Here is a 15,960-nt window from a genome sequence, read left to right as displayed (position 1 = left end):
CGTGTTCGGACGTCGCAAGAAGAGGGATGCCGCCGAGGACGCGGCCGGCGAGGCCGAGCAGGTCGTCGACGGTGTCGACACTGAGGCGGACGAAGAGGGCGGGCGCCTGAGGCTCGAGCCTGCGCCGCGCCCCGACGGACCCTGGGACAGCTCCGAGGTCCGCGACCCGGGCGAGGGCCGGGTCGACCTGGGCGGTCTGTTCGTGCCCGGCGTGGACGGCATGGAGCTCAGGGTCGAGGTCGCGGGTGACGCGATCGTCGCGGCGACGGTCGTGCTGCGCGACAGCGCCATCCAGCTGCAGGCTTTCGCCGCGCCCAAGCGTGAGGGCATCTGGGGTGAGGTGCGCGAGGAGATCGGCTCCGGCATCACCCAGCAGGGCGGCATCGTCGACGAGGTCGAGGGGCCGCTGGGCTGGGAGCTGCGCGCGCAGGTCCCGGTGCAGCTGCCGGACGGCACCGGCGGTTTCCAGGTCGTGCGGTTCGTCGGTGTGGACGGCCCCCGCTGGTTCCTGCGCGGGGTCATCTCGGGCCAGGGCGCGGTGCAGCCGCAGGCCGCCGGGGTGCTGGAGCAGATCTTCCGGGACACCGTCGTGGTGCGCGGCGAGGGCCCGATGGCGCCCCGCGACCCGATCGTCCTGAAACTGCCGAACGACGCCCAGATGGTTCCCGAGGGCGTTCAGCAGGAGGAGGGCTCCCGTTTCGCCGGCGGAATGGGGCAGCTCCAGCGCGGACCGGAGATCACCGAGGTCCGCTGAGCCGCAGCGACACCAGGGCCGCATTCCACCGGGGTGCGGCCCTCTCTCGTGCGCGGAACCTTGACGGCCTCCGCACTGCGCCTACCGACTCCGAGCAACGGGCAGACGGCTGGACCGGTTCCTCCTGGCCCGAGGCCGCCGAGATCAACAAGTACACGCACCGGGGGGACCGGGCCCGCTCCGGCCGCTTCGCCACCATGCTCGCGCACCGTGTACCTGCCCTCTTCGTCGCCTGGGAGACCCGCACCCACGGCGGCAACCCCGCGTGAGCCCCTGATCGGCCGGGCGCGTCAGAGTTCCGTCAAAGACGGCCCCGCCGGCGTGCCCGGCACGGACGAGGAGCCCCGGCCGGCCGTAAGGTCGACGCTGCGCAGGCACAGACCGGAAGACAATGGGGCCATGGCACGCGGCAAGCTTCGGATCTACCTCGGTGCGGCACCGGGCGTCGGCAAGACGTACGCGATGCTGGCCGAGGCGCACCGCCGCGTCGAGCGGGGCACCGACTGCGTGGTCGCCTTCGTCGAGACCCACGGCCGCTCCCGCACCGAGGTGATGCTGCACGGGCTGGAGCAGGTGCCGCGCAGACGGCTGGAACACCGGGGCGGCGTCTTCCCCGAGATGGACCTCGACGCCGTCCTCGCCCGCCGCCCGCAGGTCGCCCTCGTGGACGAACTCGCCCACACGAACATCCCCGGCTCCCGCAACGCCAAGCGCTGGCAGGACGTGGAGGAACTGCTCGCGGCCGGGGTCGACGTCGTCTCCACCGTCAACATCCAGCACCTGGAGTCCCTCGGCGACGTCGTCGAGTCGATCACCGGCGTGCGCCAGCAGGAGACATTGCCGGACGAGGTGGTACGCCGGGCCGACCAGGTCGAGCTGGTCGACATGTCGCCGGAGGCGCTGCGGCGGCGGATGGCGCACGGCAACATCTACCAGCCCGACAAGGTCGACGCCGCCCTGTCGAACTACTTCCGCCCCGGTAACCTGACCGCCCTGCGCGAGCTGGCGCTGCTGTGGGTGGCCGACCGGGTCGACGCGTACCTGACGCAGTACCGCAGCGAGCACCGGGTGTCGAGGATCTGGGGCTCGCGCGAGCGGATCGTGGTCGGCCTGACCGGTGGCCCCGAGGGCCGGACGCTCATCCGCCGGGCCGCGCGGCTGGCCGAGAAGGGCGCCGGCGGCGAGGTGCTCGCCGTCTACATAGCCCGCAGCGACGGGCTGACCTCGGCCTCGCCCAAGGAACTCGCGATGCAGCGAACCCTGGTCGAGGACCTCGGCGGAACGTTCCACCACGTGGTCGGCGACGACATACCGGCCGCGCTGCTCGCCTTCGCCCGCGGGGTGAACGCCACCCAGATCGTGCTGGGCTCCTCGCGCCGCAAGACCTGGCAGTACGTCTTCGGGCCCGGCGTCGGGGCGACCGTCGCCCGGGAGTCCGGGCCCGACCTGGACGTGCACATCGTCACCCACGGCGAGGTCGCCAAGGGCCGCGGACTGCCGGTGGCCCGAGGCGCGCGCCTCGGACGCTCCCGCCGGGTATGGGGCTGGATCGTCGGGGTCGCCGGCCCGCCCGTCCTCGCGGCGCTGCTCGGCACCGTCGACCTCGGCCTCGCCAACGACATGCTGCTGTTCCTGGCGCTGACCGTGGCCGCCGCCCTGCTCGGCGGGCTGCTCCCGGCGCTCGCCTCGGCAGCGGTGGGCTCCCTGCTGCTGAACTACTTCTACACACCGCCCCTGCACCGGTGGACCATCGCCGACCCGAAGAACATCGTCGCCATCCTGATCTTCGTGGCGGTCGGGGTGGCCGTGGCCTCCGTGGTCGACCTCGCCGCCCGCCGCACCCACCAGGCGGCCCGGCTGCGGGCAGAGTCCGAGATCCTTTCCTTCCTCGCCGGCAACGTGCTGCGCGGCGAGACCGGTCTGGAAGAGCTGCTGGAACGGGTCCGCGAGACCTTCGGCATGGAGTCCGCGGCCCTGCTGGAGCGGGCGAGCGACGTCGAGCCGTGGACCTGCGCCGGCCGGGTCGGCCAGGGGCACCCCGTCGAGCGGCCCGACCAGGCCGACGTGGACATGCCGGTCGGGGACCACATGGCGCTCGCTCTCACCGGTCGCGTCCTGCCCGCCGAGGACCGCAGGGTGCTGGCAGCCTTCGCCGCCCAGGCCGCCGTCGTCCTGGACCGCCGGCGGCTCCAGGAGGAGGCCGACCGGGCCCGCACGCTCGCCGAGGGCAACCGCATCCGTACGGCGCTGCTCGCCGCCGTCAGCCACGACCTGCGCACCCCGCTCGCCGGGATCAAGGCGTCGGTGACCTCCCTGCGCTCCGAGGACGTCGCGTGGTCCGAGGAGGACCGGGCGGAGCTGCTGGAGGGCATCGAGGAGGGCGCCGACCGCCTCGACCACCTCGTCGGCAACCTCCTCGACATGTCCCGGCTCCAGACCGGCACGGTCACCCCGCTGATCCGGGAGGTCGACCTGGACGAGGTGGTGCCGATGGCACTCGGCGGTGTGCCCGAGGGCAGCGCCGGGCTGGACGTCCCGGAAACCCTGCCCATGGTCGCCGTGGACCCCGGACTGCTGGAGCGGGCGATGGCCAACCTCGTCGAGAACGCCGTCAAGTACAGTCCGTCCGGCGCGCCCGTGCTCGTCGCCGCCAGCGCACTCGCCGACCGGGTCGAGGTACGGGTGGTCGACCGGGGGCCGGGCGTCCCCGACGCGGCCAAGGACCGCATCTTCGAGCCGTTCCAGCGCTACGGCGACGCCCCGCGCGGTGCCGGCGTGGGCCTGGGGCTCGCGGTGGCGCGCGGTTTCGCCGAGGCCATGGGCGGCACCCTGAACGCCGAGGACACACCCGGCGGCGGGCTCACCATGGTCCTCACCCTCCGCGCGGCGGGTACCGGCCCGGATCCCCTCCCCGCAGCAGAACCCGAGAGGCAGGCCTCATGACCCGCGTCCTGGTGGTCGACGACGAGCCGCAGATCGTGCGTGCCCTCGTGATCAACCTCAAGGCACGCACCTACGAGGTCGACGCGGCCCACGACGGTGCCGGCGCCCTCCGGCTCGCCGCCGCCCGCCACCCCGACGTGGTCGTCCTCGACCTCGGACTGCCCGACATGGACGGCGTCGAGGTGATCAGGGGACTGCGCGGCTGGACGCGGGTGCCGATCCTGGTGCTGTCCGCCCGGCACACCTCCGACGAGAAGGTCGAGGCGCTGGACGCGGGCGCCGACGACTACGTCACCAAGCCGTTCGGCATGGACGAGCTGCTGGCCCGGCTGCGGGCCGCCGTGCGCCGGGGCGAGCCGGCCGGCGGCGGGGAGGACGACGTGGTCGTGGACACCGGCGAGTTCACCGTCGACCTGGCCGCGAAGAAGGTCAACCGCGCCGGGAAGGACGTACGGCTGACCCCCACGGAGTGGCACCTGCTGGAGGTCCTCGTGCGCAACAGCGGCCGCCTGGTCGGGCAGAAACAGCTGCTCCAGGAGGTGTGGGGGCCCTCGTACGGGACGGAGACGAACTATCTGCGCGTGTACATGGCCCAGCTGCGGCGGAAGCTGGAGGCCGATCCTTCGCACCCGAAGCACTTCATCACCGAGCCGGGGATGGGGTACCGGTTCGAGAAGTGACTGGTCGGAGGGCGTCGGTTCACGGCCTCACCTGAGGGGTACGGAGATGTCAGCACGCCCCGGTACGCTTCAGACATGAGTGCTGTTCCTCGTTCCGAAAAGCCGGCGGGCCGGTTCCGGCGCATGCTCGACCGGCTCTCCTCGTCGCAGGAGGACCTGGAGTCCGAGGAACTGCGGGAGGACAGCGAGACCACCGGCTGCACCCGGATCGGAGACTGTCAGGACCGCCAGATAGTGACGGTTACTGGTACCTTGCGCACGGTCACCCTGCGACCGCGGGCCGGAGTCCCGGCCCTGGAGGCCGAGCTGTTCGACGGCTCCGCCGCACTGGACGTGGTGTGGCTCGGCAGGCGCTCCATCGTGGGGATAGAACCGGGGCGCAAGCTGATCGCATCGGGCCGGATCTCCATGAGCCGGGGCCGCCGGGTGCTGTTCAATCCCAAGTACGAACTCAGACCCCTCGGACGGGAGTAGCCGGTGACGTCGCTCGACAAGCCGACCGAAGAGACATCTGCGGACGACGCACGGGCGGTGACCGAGGCCGCCCTGTTCGAGGCGTTCGGCGGCGTGCGGGGCATGGTCGAGACGGTGCTGCCCGGCCTGCTGTTCGTCACCATCTACACGATCAACAAGGACCTGCACCTGTCGGCGATCGCGGCGCTGGCCGTGTCGCTGGTGCTGGTGGTGGTCCGGCTGGTGATGAAGGACACCGTCAAGCATGCCTTCAGCGGTGTCTTCGGTGTGGCCTTCGGTGTCGTCTTCGCGATGATGACCGGCAACGCCAAGGACTTCTACCTGCCCGGCATGCTCTACACGTTGGGGCTGGGACTCGCGTACATCATCACCACCCTGTGCGGTGTGCCGCTGATCGGGCTGATTCTCGGCCCGGTCTTCAAGGAGAACCTCTCCTGGCGGACGCGGAACCCGGGCCGCAAGAAGGCCTACGCGAAGGCCAGCTACGCGTGGGGTGCGATCCTGCTCGCCAAGTGCGCGATTCTCTTTCCGCTCTACTGGTGGGCCGACACCACGCAGCTGGGCTGGGTCCTGATCGCCCTCAAGATCCCGCCGTTCCTGCTCGCCGTGTGGCTGACATGGATGTTCCTGGCGAAGGCGCCCGCGCCCATCGACGTGTTCGCGGAGATGGAGGCGGAGGAGAAGGCGGCCGAGGAGAGGGAACGGCAGGCCGCGGCCAGGTCGCCCGAGCAGTGAACCTCCCGGCGTGACGAGTTCCGGAGCCGAGAGACGCCGGAACCGGAAGAGGAGGGGGCGTCCCGAGAAGTCGGGACGCCCCCTCCTCTTGCTCCCCGCGGGGGCCTGGTTCAGCTCGCCGCGCTGTCCCGGCGTACCGAGAGCAAGTCCTCCAGCTGTTCCTCCCTGGCCTGGGCGGCCACGAAGAGGAGTTCGTCGCCTGCCTCCAGGGAGTCCTCCCGGGAGGGCGTGAGGACGCGGGTGCCGCGGATGATCGTGACCAGGGACGTGTCCTCGGGCCACTCGACGTCGCCGACCTGAGTGCCGGCCAGGGCCGACTCCTCCGGCAGGGTCAGCTCGACGAGGTTGGCGTCGCCGTGGCTGAAGCGGAGCAGGCGGACCAGGTCGCCCACGCTCACCGCCTCCTCGACCAGGGCCGACATCAGACGCGGGGTGGAGACGGCGACGTCCACGCCCCACGACTCGTTGAACAGCCACTCGTTCTTGGGGTTGTTCACCCGAGCGACGACGCGCGGCACGCCGTACTCCGTCTTGGCCAGCAGGGACACGACCAGGTTCACCTTGTCGTCGCCTGTCGCGGCGATGACGACGTTGCAGCGCTGGAGCGCAGCCTCGTCCAGGGAGGTGATCTCGCAGGCGTCGGCGAGCAGCCACTCGGCCTGCGGGACGCGTTCGACCGAGATGGCGGTCGGCGCCTTGTCGATGAGCAGGATCTCGTGGCCGTTCTCCAGCAGTTCGCCCGCGATCGAGCGGCCGACGGCGCCGGCACCGGCAATGGCGACCCTCATCAGTGACCGCCCTCCTCTTCGGGACCCTTGGCGAACGCCGCCTCGACCATGTCGACCTCGTCGGTGCGCATCATCACGTGCACCAGGTCGCCCTCCTGCAGCACCGTCTGCGAGGTGGGCAGGACCGCCTCGCCGAGCCGGGTCAGGAACGCCACGCGCACGCCCGTCTCCTCCTGGATCCGGCTGATCTTGTGGCCGACCCAGGCTGTGGAGGTGTGCACCTCGGCGAGCTGGACGCCGCCGGTGGGGTCACGCCACAACGGCTCGGCACCGGACGGGAGCAGTCGGCGCAGCATCTGGTCGGCCGTCCAGCGGACCGTCGCGACGGTGGGGATGCCCAGGCGCTGGTAGACCTCGGCGCGACGGGGGTCGTAGATGCGCGCGGCCACGTTCTCGATGCCGAACATCTCGCGGGCCACGCGGGCGGCGATGATGTTGGAGTTGTCACCGCTGGAGACAGCGGCGAAGGCGCCGGCCTCCTCGATGCCCGCCTCGCGCAGGGTGTCCTGGTCGAAGCCGACTCCGGTCACCCGGCGGCCGCCGAACGAGGAGCCCAGCCGACGGAACGCGGTGGGGTCCTGGTCGACCACGGCGACCGTGTGACCCTGTTGCTCGAGGTTCTGGGCCAGAGCGGAACCCACCCTTCCGCAACCCATGATGACAATATGCATCCCGTCACACCGTGCTTCCTGCAGGCCCTCTGACCTTCATGAATGTCGTGCTCATGTCTCTCTTTCGGCTCGCAAGGCATCACGTCGCGGCCTGCGTGCGGGCCGCCAGGCAACATCATGCCGGTGGAATCACGCCATGATGCCCTCCGGTGCCGATGCCGTGTTCGACTGTCCGACTCCAACGTATCGGCAAAGCCGAGGGGGTTGCCGACGGCCCTGCGGGGCTTCGGCGGTGGGAGGTAGCGCAATGAGTCACGAGATCGACGTCCTGGTGCTGGGCGGCGCGGGTGTGGACACGATCGTGCACGTGCCCGAACTGCCCGTGCCGTTCGCCGACAGCCACATGATCCGGCCCGGGATCGTGACGCGGGCGGGGCAGAGCGGGGACTTCGTCGCCCTCGCGGCGAGCGCGCTGGGGCTGCGCACGCACCACCTCGACATGCTGGGCGACGACTCCGAGGGGGACCTCGTCCGCGCGCTGCACCGCGACCGGGGCATCGCGCTCACCCCCGTCCCGCAGCCGCTCGGCACCAAGCGCGCGGTCAACCTTGTCGGCCCCGACGGCAGGCGGATGTCCCTGTACGACGCCACGCGCTGCGCCGACACGGACCGGCTGCCCGAGGCCACGGTGCGGGAACTGGCAGCTGTCAGCCGGCACGCCCACGTCGTCATCACCCAGCCGTGCGCCCACGCCCTGCCCGTCCTGCGCGAGGCGGGCGTCACGATCTCCACCGATCTGCACGACTGGGACGGCTCCAACCCCTACCACGAGCCCTTCGCCCATCAGGCCGACCTGGTCTTCCTGTCCAGCGCGGCCCTCACCGACCCGGAGCGGACCATGCGGCGGATCACCGAGCGGGGCCGGGCCCGGACCGTCGTCGCCACCGCCGGGGCGGACGGGGCGTACCTGCTGACGGACGGCGCCCTGACACACGTACCCGCGGCCGTGCCCCCGTCCCCGGTCATCGACTCCAACGGCGCGGGCGACGCCTTCGCGGCCGCCTTCCTCTACGTCTGGCTGAACGGCGAGCCACCCCACCGCTGCGCGCTGTACGGCACGGTGGCGGGTGCGCACGCCTGCACGGTTCCGTCGACGCGGGTCGACGGTGTCGGGCGGGAGCAACTGCGCGCGCGGGTGGCGGAACTTGAGCGGGCCCAGGCAGGCAGCGGGCCGTGCACGGACGCCGGTGATGGCCCTGCCCCGCGTCCCGGCTCGTGTGTCTAGCGCGCCCCCGGCGACACGTCCTTGCGCCGGCTGATGCTCCGCACACTCGCCACGGTGAGGATTCCGAGGACGAACAGTGTCGCTACGGCGCCGATCAGCTCTGCGGTCGTGTGCATGGGGCCTCCGAGGGGACAACGGCCGGGGATCGGACGGGGCTAGTCATATAGGCATGGGAAGCGGGTGACCTGCGGAATCGGCAGCCGCACCAGTCTCTGAATTCACTCGGAGAGCAGAGGGAACGCCGATGGGGGTGGCGGGTGGGCGGGCCCGCAATCGAACGCTTACGATCCTCTGTTGTGTCCAAACTGACCGACGTGCCCAAACGGCTCCTGATCGGGCGCGCACTGCGCAGTGACCGGCTCGGGGAAACGCTCCTGCCGAAGCGCATCGCACTACCCGTCTTCGCCTCCGACCCGCTGTCCTCCGTGGCGTACGCGCCCGGCGAGGTGCTGCTGGTCCTGTCGATCGCGGGCGTGACGGCGTACCACTTCAGCCCCTGGATCGCCGTCGCGGTGGTCGTGCTGATGTTCACCGTGGTGGCCTCGTACCGGCAGAACGTGCACGCCTACCCCAGCGGCGGCGGCGACTACGAGGTGGCGACCACCAACCTCGGCCCCAAGGCGGGTCTGACGGTCGCGAGCGCGCTGCTCGTCGACTACGTCCTCACCGTCGCGGTGTCGATCTCCTCCGGCATCGAGAACCTGGGCTCCGCGATCCCGTTCGTGGTCGAGCACAAGGTGCTCTGCGCGATCGGCGTGATCGTGCTGCTGACGCTCATGAACCTGCGCGGCGTGAAAGAGTCGGGCTCGCTGTTCGCGATCCCGACGTACGTCTTCGTCGCGGGCGTCTTCACCATGATCGCCTGGGGCGCCTTCCGCGGACTGGTCCTGGACGACACCATGCGGGCACCGACCGCGGACTACGTCATCAAACCCGAGCACCAGGGCCTGGCCGGCTTCGCCCTGCTCTTCCTGCTGCTGCGCGCCTTCTCCTCCGGCTGCGCCGCGCTCACCGGCGTCGAGGCGATCTCCAACGGCGTCCCGGCCTTCCGCAAGCCCAAGTCCAAGAACGCCGCGACCACGCTCGCCATGATGGGCCTGCTGGCCGTCACCATGTTCTGCGGCATCATCGCGCTGGCCGCCGCGACCGACGTCCGCATGGCCGAGAACCCGGCCCGCGACCTCTTCCACAACGGCGTCCCGCTCGGCCCGGACTACGTCCAGAACCCGGTGATCTCCCAGGTCGCCGAGGCCGTCTTCGGCAAGGGCAGCTTCCTGTTCCTCGTGCTGGCCGCGGCCACCGCGCTGGTGCTGTTCCTCGCCGCAAACACCGCCTACAACGGCTTCCCGCTGCTCGGCTCGATCCTCGCCCAGGACCGCTACCTGCCGCGCCAGCTGCACACCCGCGGCGACCGCCTCGCCTTCTCCAACGGCATCGTGCTCCTCGCCGGCGCCGCCGGACTGCTGGTGTGGATCTACGGCGCCGACTCCACCCGCCTGATCCAGCTGTACATCGTCGGCGTGTTCGTGTCCTTCACGCTCAGCCAGACCGGCATGGTCCGGCACTGGAACCGCCACCTGGCCACCGAGCAGGACCAGGCCAAGCGCCGCCACATGATCCGCTCGCGCGCCATCAACGCCTTCGGCGCCTTCTTCACCGGCCTGGTGCTGGTGGTCGTCCTCGTCACCAAGTTCACGCACGGCGCGTGGGTCGCCCTGCTCGGCATGGTGATCTTCTACGCGACGATGACGGCCATCCGTAAGCACTACGACCGGGTCGCCGAGGAGATCGCCGCCCCCGAGGGCCCGAGCGACGACAGCGTACGGCCTTCCCGCGTCCACTCCGTCGTCCTGATCTCCAAGATCCACCGCCCGACGCTGCGCGCCCTGGCCTACGCCAAACTGATGCGCTCGGACACCCTGGAGGCGGTGAGCGTCAACGTCGACCCGGCGGAGACCAAGGCGCTGCGCGACGAGTGGGAGCGGCGCGGCATCGACGTACCGCTGAAGGTCCTGGACTCGCCCTACCGCGAGATCACGCGGCCGATCATCGATTACGTCAAGGGACTGCGCAAGGAGTCGCCGCGGGACGCGGTGTCCGTGATCATCCCCGAGTACGTCGTCGGCCACTGGTACGAGCACCTGCTGCACAACCAGAGCGCCCTGCGGCTGAAGGGCCGGCTGCTGTTCACGCCGGGGATCATGGTCACCTCGGTGCCGTACCAGCTCCAGTCCTCCGAGGCGGCCAAGCGGCGGGCCCGCAGGCAGCAGGAGTGGAACGCGCCGGGGTCGGTGCGGCGCGGTCCGGCCCAGGTGCGGCCGAACGAGTCCGCCGAGCCCAAGTCCTGAAGAGGTCCTGAGGCGACAGCCGAAGGGAAACGGCGGTGAATCGGCCGGGCGGCAGCCACGTAGACTGGTGGGCTGTTGTCCGGCCGTGTTCCGTACGGCCTCTTCCCCTCACGCATTTTGGAGTCACCCCGCCATGCAGGCAGAACCGAGGACGTCGCTGGTGGGGGAGGAGTACGAGGTCGAGATCGGCCCCGTCGCCCACGGCGGCCACTGCATCGCCCGTACGGCCGAGGGCCAGGTGCTGTTCGTGCGGCACACGCTGCCCGGTGAGCGGGTCGTGGCGCGGGTGACGGAGGGCGAGCAGGGCGCGCGGTTCCTGCGCGCGGACGCGGTGGAGGTGCTCGACGCCTCCAAGGACCGCATCGACGAACCCTGCCCGTTCGCCGGGCCGGGCCGCTGCGGCGGTTGCGACTGGCAGCACGCCAAGCCGGGCGCGCAGCGTCGCCTGAAGGCCGACGTCATCGCCGAGCAGCTCCAGCACCTCGCCGGGCTCACGCCCGAGGAGGCCGGCTGGGACGGCACGGTGGTGCCCGCCGAGGGCGACAAGGTGCCGGCGGGCCAGGTTCCCGCGTGGCGCACCCGCGTCCAGTACGCCGTCACGGCCGACGGCCGGGCGGGCCTGCGCCGGCACCGCTCCCACGAGGTGGAGCCGATCGACCACTGCATGATCGCCGCGGAGGGCGTCAGCGAGCTGGGCATCGAGAAGCGGCTCTGGACCGGCATGGACTCCGTCGAGGCGATCGCGGCGACGGGCTCGCAGGACCGGCAGGTGGTCCTCACCCCGAAGCCGGGCGCACGCCTTCCCCTGGTCGAACTCGACCGCCCCGTGTCGGTCCTGCGCGTGGACGAACGCTCCGGCGGCGTCCACCGCGTCCACGGCCGCCCCTTCGTCCGTGAACGCGCGGACGGCCGCACCTACCGCGTCGGAAACGGCGGCTTCTGGCAGGTCCACCCGAAGGCGGCCGACACGCTGGTGACGGCGGTCATGCAGGGCCTGCTGCCCCGCAAGGGCGACATGGCCCTCGACCTCTACTGCGGCGCCGGCCTCTTCGCCGGAGCCCTCGCCGACCGGGTCGGCGAGCAGGGCGCGGTCCTCGGCATCGAGTCCGGCAAGCGGGCGGTGGAGGACGCGCGGCACAATCTCGCGGACTTCGACCGCGTGCGGATCGAGCAGGGCAAGGTCGAGAGTGTGCTGCCGCGGACCGGGATCACCGAGGTCGACCTGATCGTCCTCGACCCGCCGCGGGCGGGAGCCGGGCGGAAGACCGTGGAGCATCTGGCTTCGCTGGGGGCGCGGAAGATCGCTTATGTGGCGTGCGATCCGGCGGCGTTGGCGCGGGACTTGGGGTACTTCCGGGACGGGGGGTACCGGGTGCGGACGCTTCGGGCGTTCGATCTGTTCCCGATGACGTCGCACGTGGAGTGTGTGGCGATCTTGGAGCCCGCAACAAAGAGGTCCTGACCTGCTGTTTCTCTGGATTGCTGAGGAACGCCGGTGCTTCCTCGACCTGTTCTCCAAGGTGCACGACGTGGAACGTGTCGGGGGACCAGGGAGAGGGTTTGACCTGCGGCTTCGTGAACGTCGTTCGGGACGGTGGACGCGTTGTCCCTACTCCGCGGGGCGTATGAGAAACCGTCCTGACGCTGGTCCCGACGGAGCGTCGGGCGAGTGGCCCTCTGGTCCGCGTGGTCGTCCGCCGCCCATGCCGTCTTTCCCCTGGGCAGATGGTGTCAGCGGAAGAGATTGGCGGGGCAGGGCTCAGCGACCGATCGTGCCGCGGGCGGCATGGACTCCGTCCTCGACGGCTCCGCTGAGCCAAGAGAAGTCGTTCACAGCCACCCGCACCGCTTCCCGCTGCCGGCCCCTGTCCGGGCCTCCCGAGTCCCTCTCAAGACGACCTGCCTGGACGGGGGCCTCGTCGCCCGTGCCTGTACGGGCAGCCCGACCCCGCGAGACTGGCGGATCGGCCCCAGCGGCTCGCGCTCCGGCGGACGCTACTCGGTGCGCAGCGCCGTGGCCGTACGGGCCCTGGCCGCCCAGCCGGCCGGGATCAGCGCGCCCAGCACCGCGATCACGACCCCGCCGAGCCCCAGTAGGAGCAGCTGGAAAGGCCCGTACACGTCGAGGACAAGCGACGGCAGGCTGGTGCCTACGGCCCGCCCCATCACCGGCATGACGACGTGGTGCAGCGCGTACCCCGCAGGGACGCCGATCAGCCCGCCGATCACGCCGATCACGGCCACCGAGGCGAGCACGAGGCCCATGGTCTGCCGCGGCGTCATGCCGATCGCCTTGCAGACGCCCAGGTCGTGGATGCGTTCCCGGGTGTCGAGGACCACGGAGTTGAGTACGCCGAGACCGGCCACGGTGATCAGCATGAGGGTGAGCAGCACCGCCATCGCGGACATGATGAGGATGATGCCGTCCTGCCCCGACTCGGAGCCGGTCGTTGCGTCGCCCCCCAGTGGCTGTACGACTGCGGCGACCTTCTGGGCGTATTCGTCGGCGGAGACGCCGGACTTGGTCTCGACGAGGAAGGTACTGGGCTCGGCCGACGCGAAGCTGGCCATGTCCGCGTGGATCTCCAGCCGGCTGCCCGACGTGTCGAAGGACTCGCCCACGATCCGCAGGTTCGCGGTCTCCTTCTCATAGGTCACCCGCACCGTGTCACCGATCTTGGTGCTGGTCCTCTCCAGGAAGCGGGAGGGCACCACGACCTGCCCCTTACCGGTGATCCAGTGCCCGGAGAGCATCTCGTAGCTGCCGGAGCGCGAATTGCCCTCGTAGAGGCTGGCCTGAATCGAGCCGGAGACCCCGGCCACGGCGACCTCGGTCTGGGCCTTGCCGTAGTACGACTCCGTGCCCGGCTGTGACGTGACGGCGGACCGCACCTTCGCCGGATCGGCGACCTTGGGCTCTTTGGACGTGCTTGCCGCGCTGTTTTCCACGGGAGGCGGGCCTGACTCGCTGCCGCCAGGGCGAGGCGGGTCTGCCGCGTTGCCCCCTACAGGAGGCGGCGGGGGAGGAGCGACTTCGATTGCCTTGGTCGTCGTGACCGTGACCGCGGCACGGTTCTCGGGGTTCTGGGAGGTGCCGATCGCGTTCAGGGACGAGGTCAGCCCCACCGCGAACGTCACCGCGACCGTGCCGAACGCCACCGCGAGCAGCATCGCGAGGGTACGTACGGGATGCGTGAAGGGAGTGGCGAGACCGTAGGTCACCTGTCGCGGCAGCGGCAGCATCCCCATCGCCCGATGCGCCCACTGGCCGCGTCCTGTGCGCGGCGACCGGCCGACCGCGATGGCCTCGACCGTACGCAGCCTTCCGGCCCGCAGCGCGGGAATCAGAGCCGCGAGCCCCACGACGACCAGGGCGGCGGCCGGCACGGAGACATCCACCCACCAGGCCACCGAGAGTGAGACTCCGCCGTACACCGACTCGGTGTCGGACAGCAGTGGCACGGCCAGGAGATTCCCCAGGACGACACCCAGGGCGATGCCGACGACGGCCGGGATCAGCGCCTGGGCCACGTAGGCGCGTACGACCTCGCGCGGAGTGAAGCCGATGGCCTTGAGGATGCCGATCCTGCGCAGGCTGGTGCCGACCGCGCCACTGATCACACTGCTGACGATGATCACAGACATCACGATGCCGAGCGCGCCGAAAGCCATCACGAACGGGACGGTCGCCGCCGCACCCTGATCAGCGGCGCGCTTGGTGTCCAGCCAGGACTGGGTCCCAAGGAGCGCCCCGGGCCCCACGGAGGCGGCGAGCTTCTTCCGGTCGGCGATGATCTGCTGCTTCGTGCTCGCGGAGTCGAAGCGGTAGAGCATCTGACTCGCGACTGGGTTGCCCTTCGATGCCAGCGCGTCGACCTGCGCGGGGGCCGCCCAGGCGTCGGCGGTCTTGCTGGCGGAGGCGGCGAAGCCGACGATCAAAAGGGGCGGTCCGTCCTTGGCGCCCGACGTCTTCACGGGGGTGCCGATCCCGATGGCGGGCCCCTCGAACGACGCGTCGAGCACGATCTCGCCCGGCTGCTGCGCCCACCGGCCCGACTTCAGATCCACCCGGTCCACGGCGCCGTCAGGGCCGGACCGCCCGACCAGGGTCAGCGTCGGCAGTTGGAAGCCCGCCCGGTCCACCGGACGGACCGACGTGGACGGGTACGGTCCCGCGCTCGCGGCGACGCCGGGCAGCTTCCCGGTCTTCGCCAGCTCCGCCGCACTCGCCTTGGCGGGATCGAACTGCGCGGTGATGTGCGAACCTCGCTGCTTTTTGAAGGCGTTGTCGAAGGGCGCGGCCGCGGCGACCATCAGCGACCCGGCGACCACCGCCGAGGCCACGGCCATCATCGTGGCCACGGCGATCACCACGGTCTGCGCCCGCCGCCGGCCAACGCCGGAGCGTACAACCCGGCCCAGAGCACCGGTACCGAACAGGCTCATCGGACGGCCTGCGCGTAGGTGTCGAGGGCGACGTGACCGTCGACCAGGTGAATCGTGCGGCTCGCGCACGCCTCCGCCAGCGTCAGGTCGTGCGTCACCAGCACGATGGTCTGTCCGGCGCGGTGCAGATCCATCAGCAGATTGCGGACGTCGTGGCCCGAGGCGGTGTCGAGTGCACCGGTGGGCTCGTCGGCGAGCAGCAGCGCGGGCCGGTTGACCAAGGCCCGGGCGACCGCGACCCGTTGGCGTTCACCTCCGGACAGTCGGCCCGGGTAGGCGCGGGCGTGCTTCTGAATGCCCAGCATCTCCATCAGCTCACCCGCACGGGCCGCGGCCTTGCGCCGACTGGTCCCAGTCAGCTGGGCCGGGAGCTGAATGTTGTCGGTGACGGTGAGGTCGTCGAGAAGATTGAAGAACTGGAAGGCCATGCCGATGTACTCGCGACGGAACTTTGCGAGGGCGTGCTCGCTCAACTGGTCGATGCGCCGCCCCGCCACGATCACGGCGCCATCGGTCGGTTTGTCCAGGCCGGCGACGAGGTTCAGCAGCGTGGACTTGCCGCTGCCGGAAGGGCCGGTCACGGCAAGGGCCTCACCTTTGGCGACGCTGAGCGTGAGCGGTCCGAGCGCTGGCGCGCCAGCGCTGTCGTAGCGCTTCGCCACACCCTCCAGTTCGATCATTTGATGCATACGAGTTGTCCGTCCTTGCGGTCGCGAGAGGCACATGCCGTTGCCGGTCCTGCGAACCTAGAGGTGCCGCGTATGAGGCGCGTCGGCCGCGGAACCAACATCAGGCCCTTCCCGCGGAGGATTCGGTCGCGGAGTCATACCTGAGAAGTAGACCTCTGGGACAACGCCCTGGCCGGGCAGGCGGACGCGGGCCGGGCGGAGAGCGCA

At 70.7% G+C, this 15,960-nt stretch carries 12 protein-coding genes; 8 read left to right on the top strand and 4 right to left on the bottom strand.

The genetic code is table 11. From position 1 onward, the window contains the following. Position 1: 1 nt before the first annotated feature. The 5 genes from ACWD1U_RS03050 (at position 2) to ACWD1U_RS03030 (ending at position 5,586) form a co-directional block, all read left to right on the top strand. A complete protein-coding gene (locus ACWD1U_RS03050) occupies positions 2 to 754 on the top strand; it encodes a DUF3710 domain-containing protein (protein ID WP_451103907.1) in 753 nt (250 codons plus the stop codon). A gap of 399 nt (positions 755 to 1,153) precedes the next feature. Then, positions 1,154 to 3,697, top strand: coding sequence for an ATP-binding protein (locus ACWD1U_RS03045; RefSeq protein ID WP_451103906.1), 2,544 nt, complete (start codon positions 1,154 to 1,156; stop codon positions 3,695 to 3,697). Then, positions 3,694 to 4,377, top strand: coding sequence for a response regulator (locus ACWD1U_RS03040; protein WP_451103905.1), 684 nt, complete (start codon positions 3,694 to 3,696; stop codon positions 4,375 to 4,377). The genes ACWD1U_RS03045 and ACWD1U_RS03040 overlap by 4 nt, the downstream gene beginning before the upstream one ends. A 75-nt stretch (positions 4,378 to 4,452) precedes the next feature. Further along, complete coding sequence (locus ACWD1U_RS03035) at positions 4,453 to 4,851, top strand: OB-fold nucleic acid binding domain-containing protein (RefSeq protein ID WP_451103904.1); 399 nt, start codon at positions 4,453 to 4,455, stop codon at positions 4,849 to 4,851. Between the two features lie 3 nt (positions 4,852 to 4,854). Beyond that, entirely contained in the window at positions 4,855 to 5,586 is a 732-nt protein-coding gene (locus tag ACWD1U_RS03030; protein ID WP_451103903.1) for a DUF3159 domain-containing protein, read from the top strand. A 110-nt stretch (positions 5,587 to 5,696) separates the two neighbouring features. Here ACWD1U_RS03030 and ACWD1U_RS03025 read toward each other — a convergent pair whose 3' ends face one another. Together ACWD1U_RS03025 and ACWD1U_RS03020 are read right to left on the bottom strand one after the other, a co-directional pair. After that, complete coding sequence (locus ACWD1U_RS03025) at positions 5,697 to 6,374, bottom strand: potassium channel family protein (RefSeq protein ID WP_184989401.1); 678 nt, start codon at positions 6,372 to 6,374, stop codon at positions 5,697 to 5,699. Further along, positions 6,374 to 7,045: a potassium channel family protein gene (locus tag ACWD1U_RS03020; RefSeq protein ID WP_451103902.1), complete on the bottom strand. Its 672-nt coding sequence runs from the start codon at positions 7,043 to 7,045 to the stop codon at positions 6,374 to 6,376. Before ACWD1U_RS03020 ends, ACWD1U_RS03025 begins: the two co-directional genes overlap by 1 nt. 247 nt (positions 7,046 to 7,292) lie before the next feature. Here ACWD1U_RS03020 and ACWD1U_RS03015 point away from each other — a divergent pair, with 247 nt between their 5' ends. The 3 genes from ACWD1U_RS03015 to ACWD1U_RS03005 all read left to right on the top strand — a co-directional run bounded on the left by ACWD1U_RS03015 (position 7,293) and on the right by ACWD1U_RS03005 (position 12,080). Next, the gene (locus ACWD1U_RS03015; protein WP_451103901.1) at positions 7,293 to 8,270 is read left to right on the top strand and encodes an adenosine kinase; all 978 of its coding nucleotides are present in this window, start codon (positions 7,293 to 7,295) and stop codon (positions 8,268 to 8,270) included. Between the two features lie 296 nt (positions 8,271 to 8,566). Then, complete coding sequence (locus ACWD1U_RS03010; RefSeq protein WP_451103900.1) at positions 8,567 to 10,618, top strand: APC family permease; 2,052 nt, start codon at positions 8,567 to 8,569, stop codon at positions 10,616 to 10,618. Between the two features lie 133 nt (positions 10,619 to 10,751). Then, positions 10,752 to 12,080 (top strand): class I SAM-dependent RNA methyltransferase, encoded by a 1,329-nt coding sequence (locus tag ACWD1U_RS03005; protein WP_451103899.1) that lies wholly within the window; start codon positions 10,752 to 10,754, stop codon positions 12,078 to 12,080. A gap of 533 nt (positions 12,081 to 12,613) precedes the next feature. Here the strand turns inward: ACWD1U_RS03005 and ACWD1U_RS03000 are convergent. Then, positions 12,614 to 15,064, bottom strand: coding sequence for an ABC transporter permease (locus ACWD1U_RS03000; RefSeq protein ID WP_451103898.1), 2,451 nt, complete (start codon positions 15,062 to 15,064; stop codon positions 12,614 to 12,616). Further along, positions 15,061 to 15,753, bottom strand: coding sequence for an ABC transporter ATP-binding protein (locus ACWD1U_RS02995; RefSeq protein ID WP_451103897.1), 693 nt, complete (start codon positions 15,751 to 15,753; stop codon positions 15,061 to 15,063). Before ACWD1U_RS02995 ends, ACWD1U_RS03000 begins: the two co-directional genes overlap by 4 nt. Between the last annotated feature and the right edge of the window lie 207 nt (positions 15,754 to 15,960).

The organism is Streptomyces sp. NPDC002788 (assembly GCF_053592115.1).
The sequence above is the reverse complement of the archived record's forward strand: the minus strand, read 5'-3'. Positions and strand labels throughout refer to the sequence as shown.

Excerpts from the sequence above, each read along its gene's own strand:
- ACWD1U_RS03045 (WP_451103906.1), top strand. The coding sequence starts at position 1,154 with ATGGCACGCGGCAAGCTTCGGATCTACCTCGGTGCGGCACCGGGCGTC.
- ACWD1U_RS03040 (WP_451103905.1), top strand. The coding sequence starts at position 3,694 with ATGACCCGCGTCCTGGTGGTCGACGACGAGCCGCAGATCGTGCGTGCC.
- ACWD1U_RS03035 (WP_451103904.1), top strand. The coding sequence starts at position 4,453 with ATGAGTGCTGTTCCTCGTTCCGAAAAGCCGGCGGGCCGGTTCCGGCGC.
- ACWD1U_RS03025 (WP_184989401.1), bottom strand. The coding sequence starts at position 6,374 with ATGAGGGTCGCCATTGCCGGTGCCGGCGCCGTCGGCCGCTCGATCGCG.
- ACWD1U_RS03020 (WP_451103902.1), bottom strand. The coding sequence starts at position 7,045 with ATGCATATTGTCATCATGGGTTGCGGAAGGGTGGGTTCCGCTCTGGCC.
- ACWD1U_RS03015 (WP_451103901.1), top strand. The coding sequence starts at position 7,293 with ATGAGTCACGAGATCGACGTCCTGGTGCTGGGCGGCGCGGGTGTGGAC.
- ACWD1U_RS03005 (WP_451103899.1), top strand. The coding sequence starts at position 10,752 with ATGCAGGCAGAACCGAGGACGTCGCTGGTGGGGGAGGAGTACGAGGTC.
- ACWD1U_RS03000 (WP_451103898.1), bottom strand. The coding sequence starts at position 15,064 with ATGAGCCTGTTCGGTACCGGTGCTCTGGGCCGGGTTGTACGCTCCGGC.
- ACWD1U_RS02995 (WP_451103897.1), bottom strand. The coding sequence starts at position 15,753 with ATGCATCAAATGATCGAACTGGAGGGTGTGGCGAAGCGCTACGACAGC.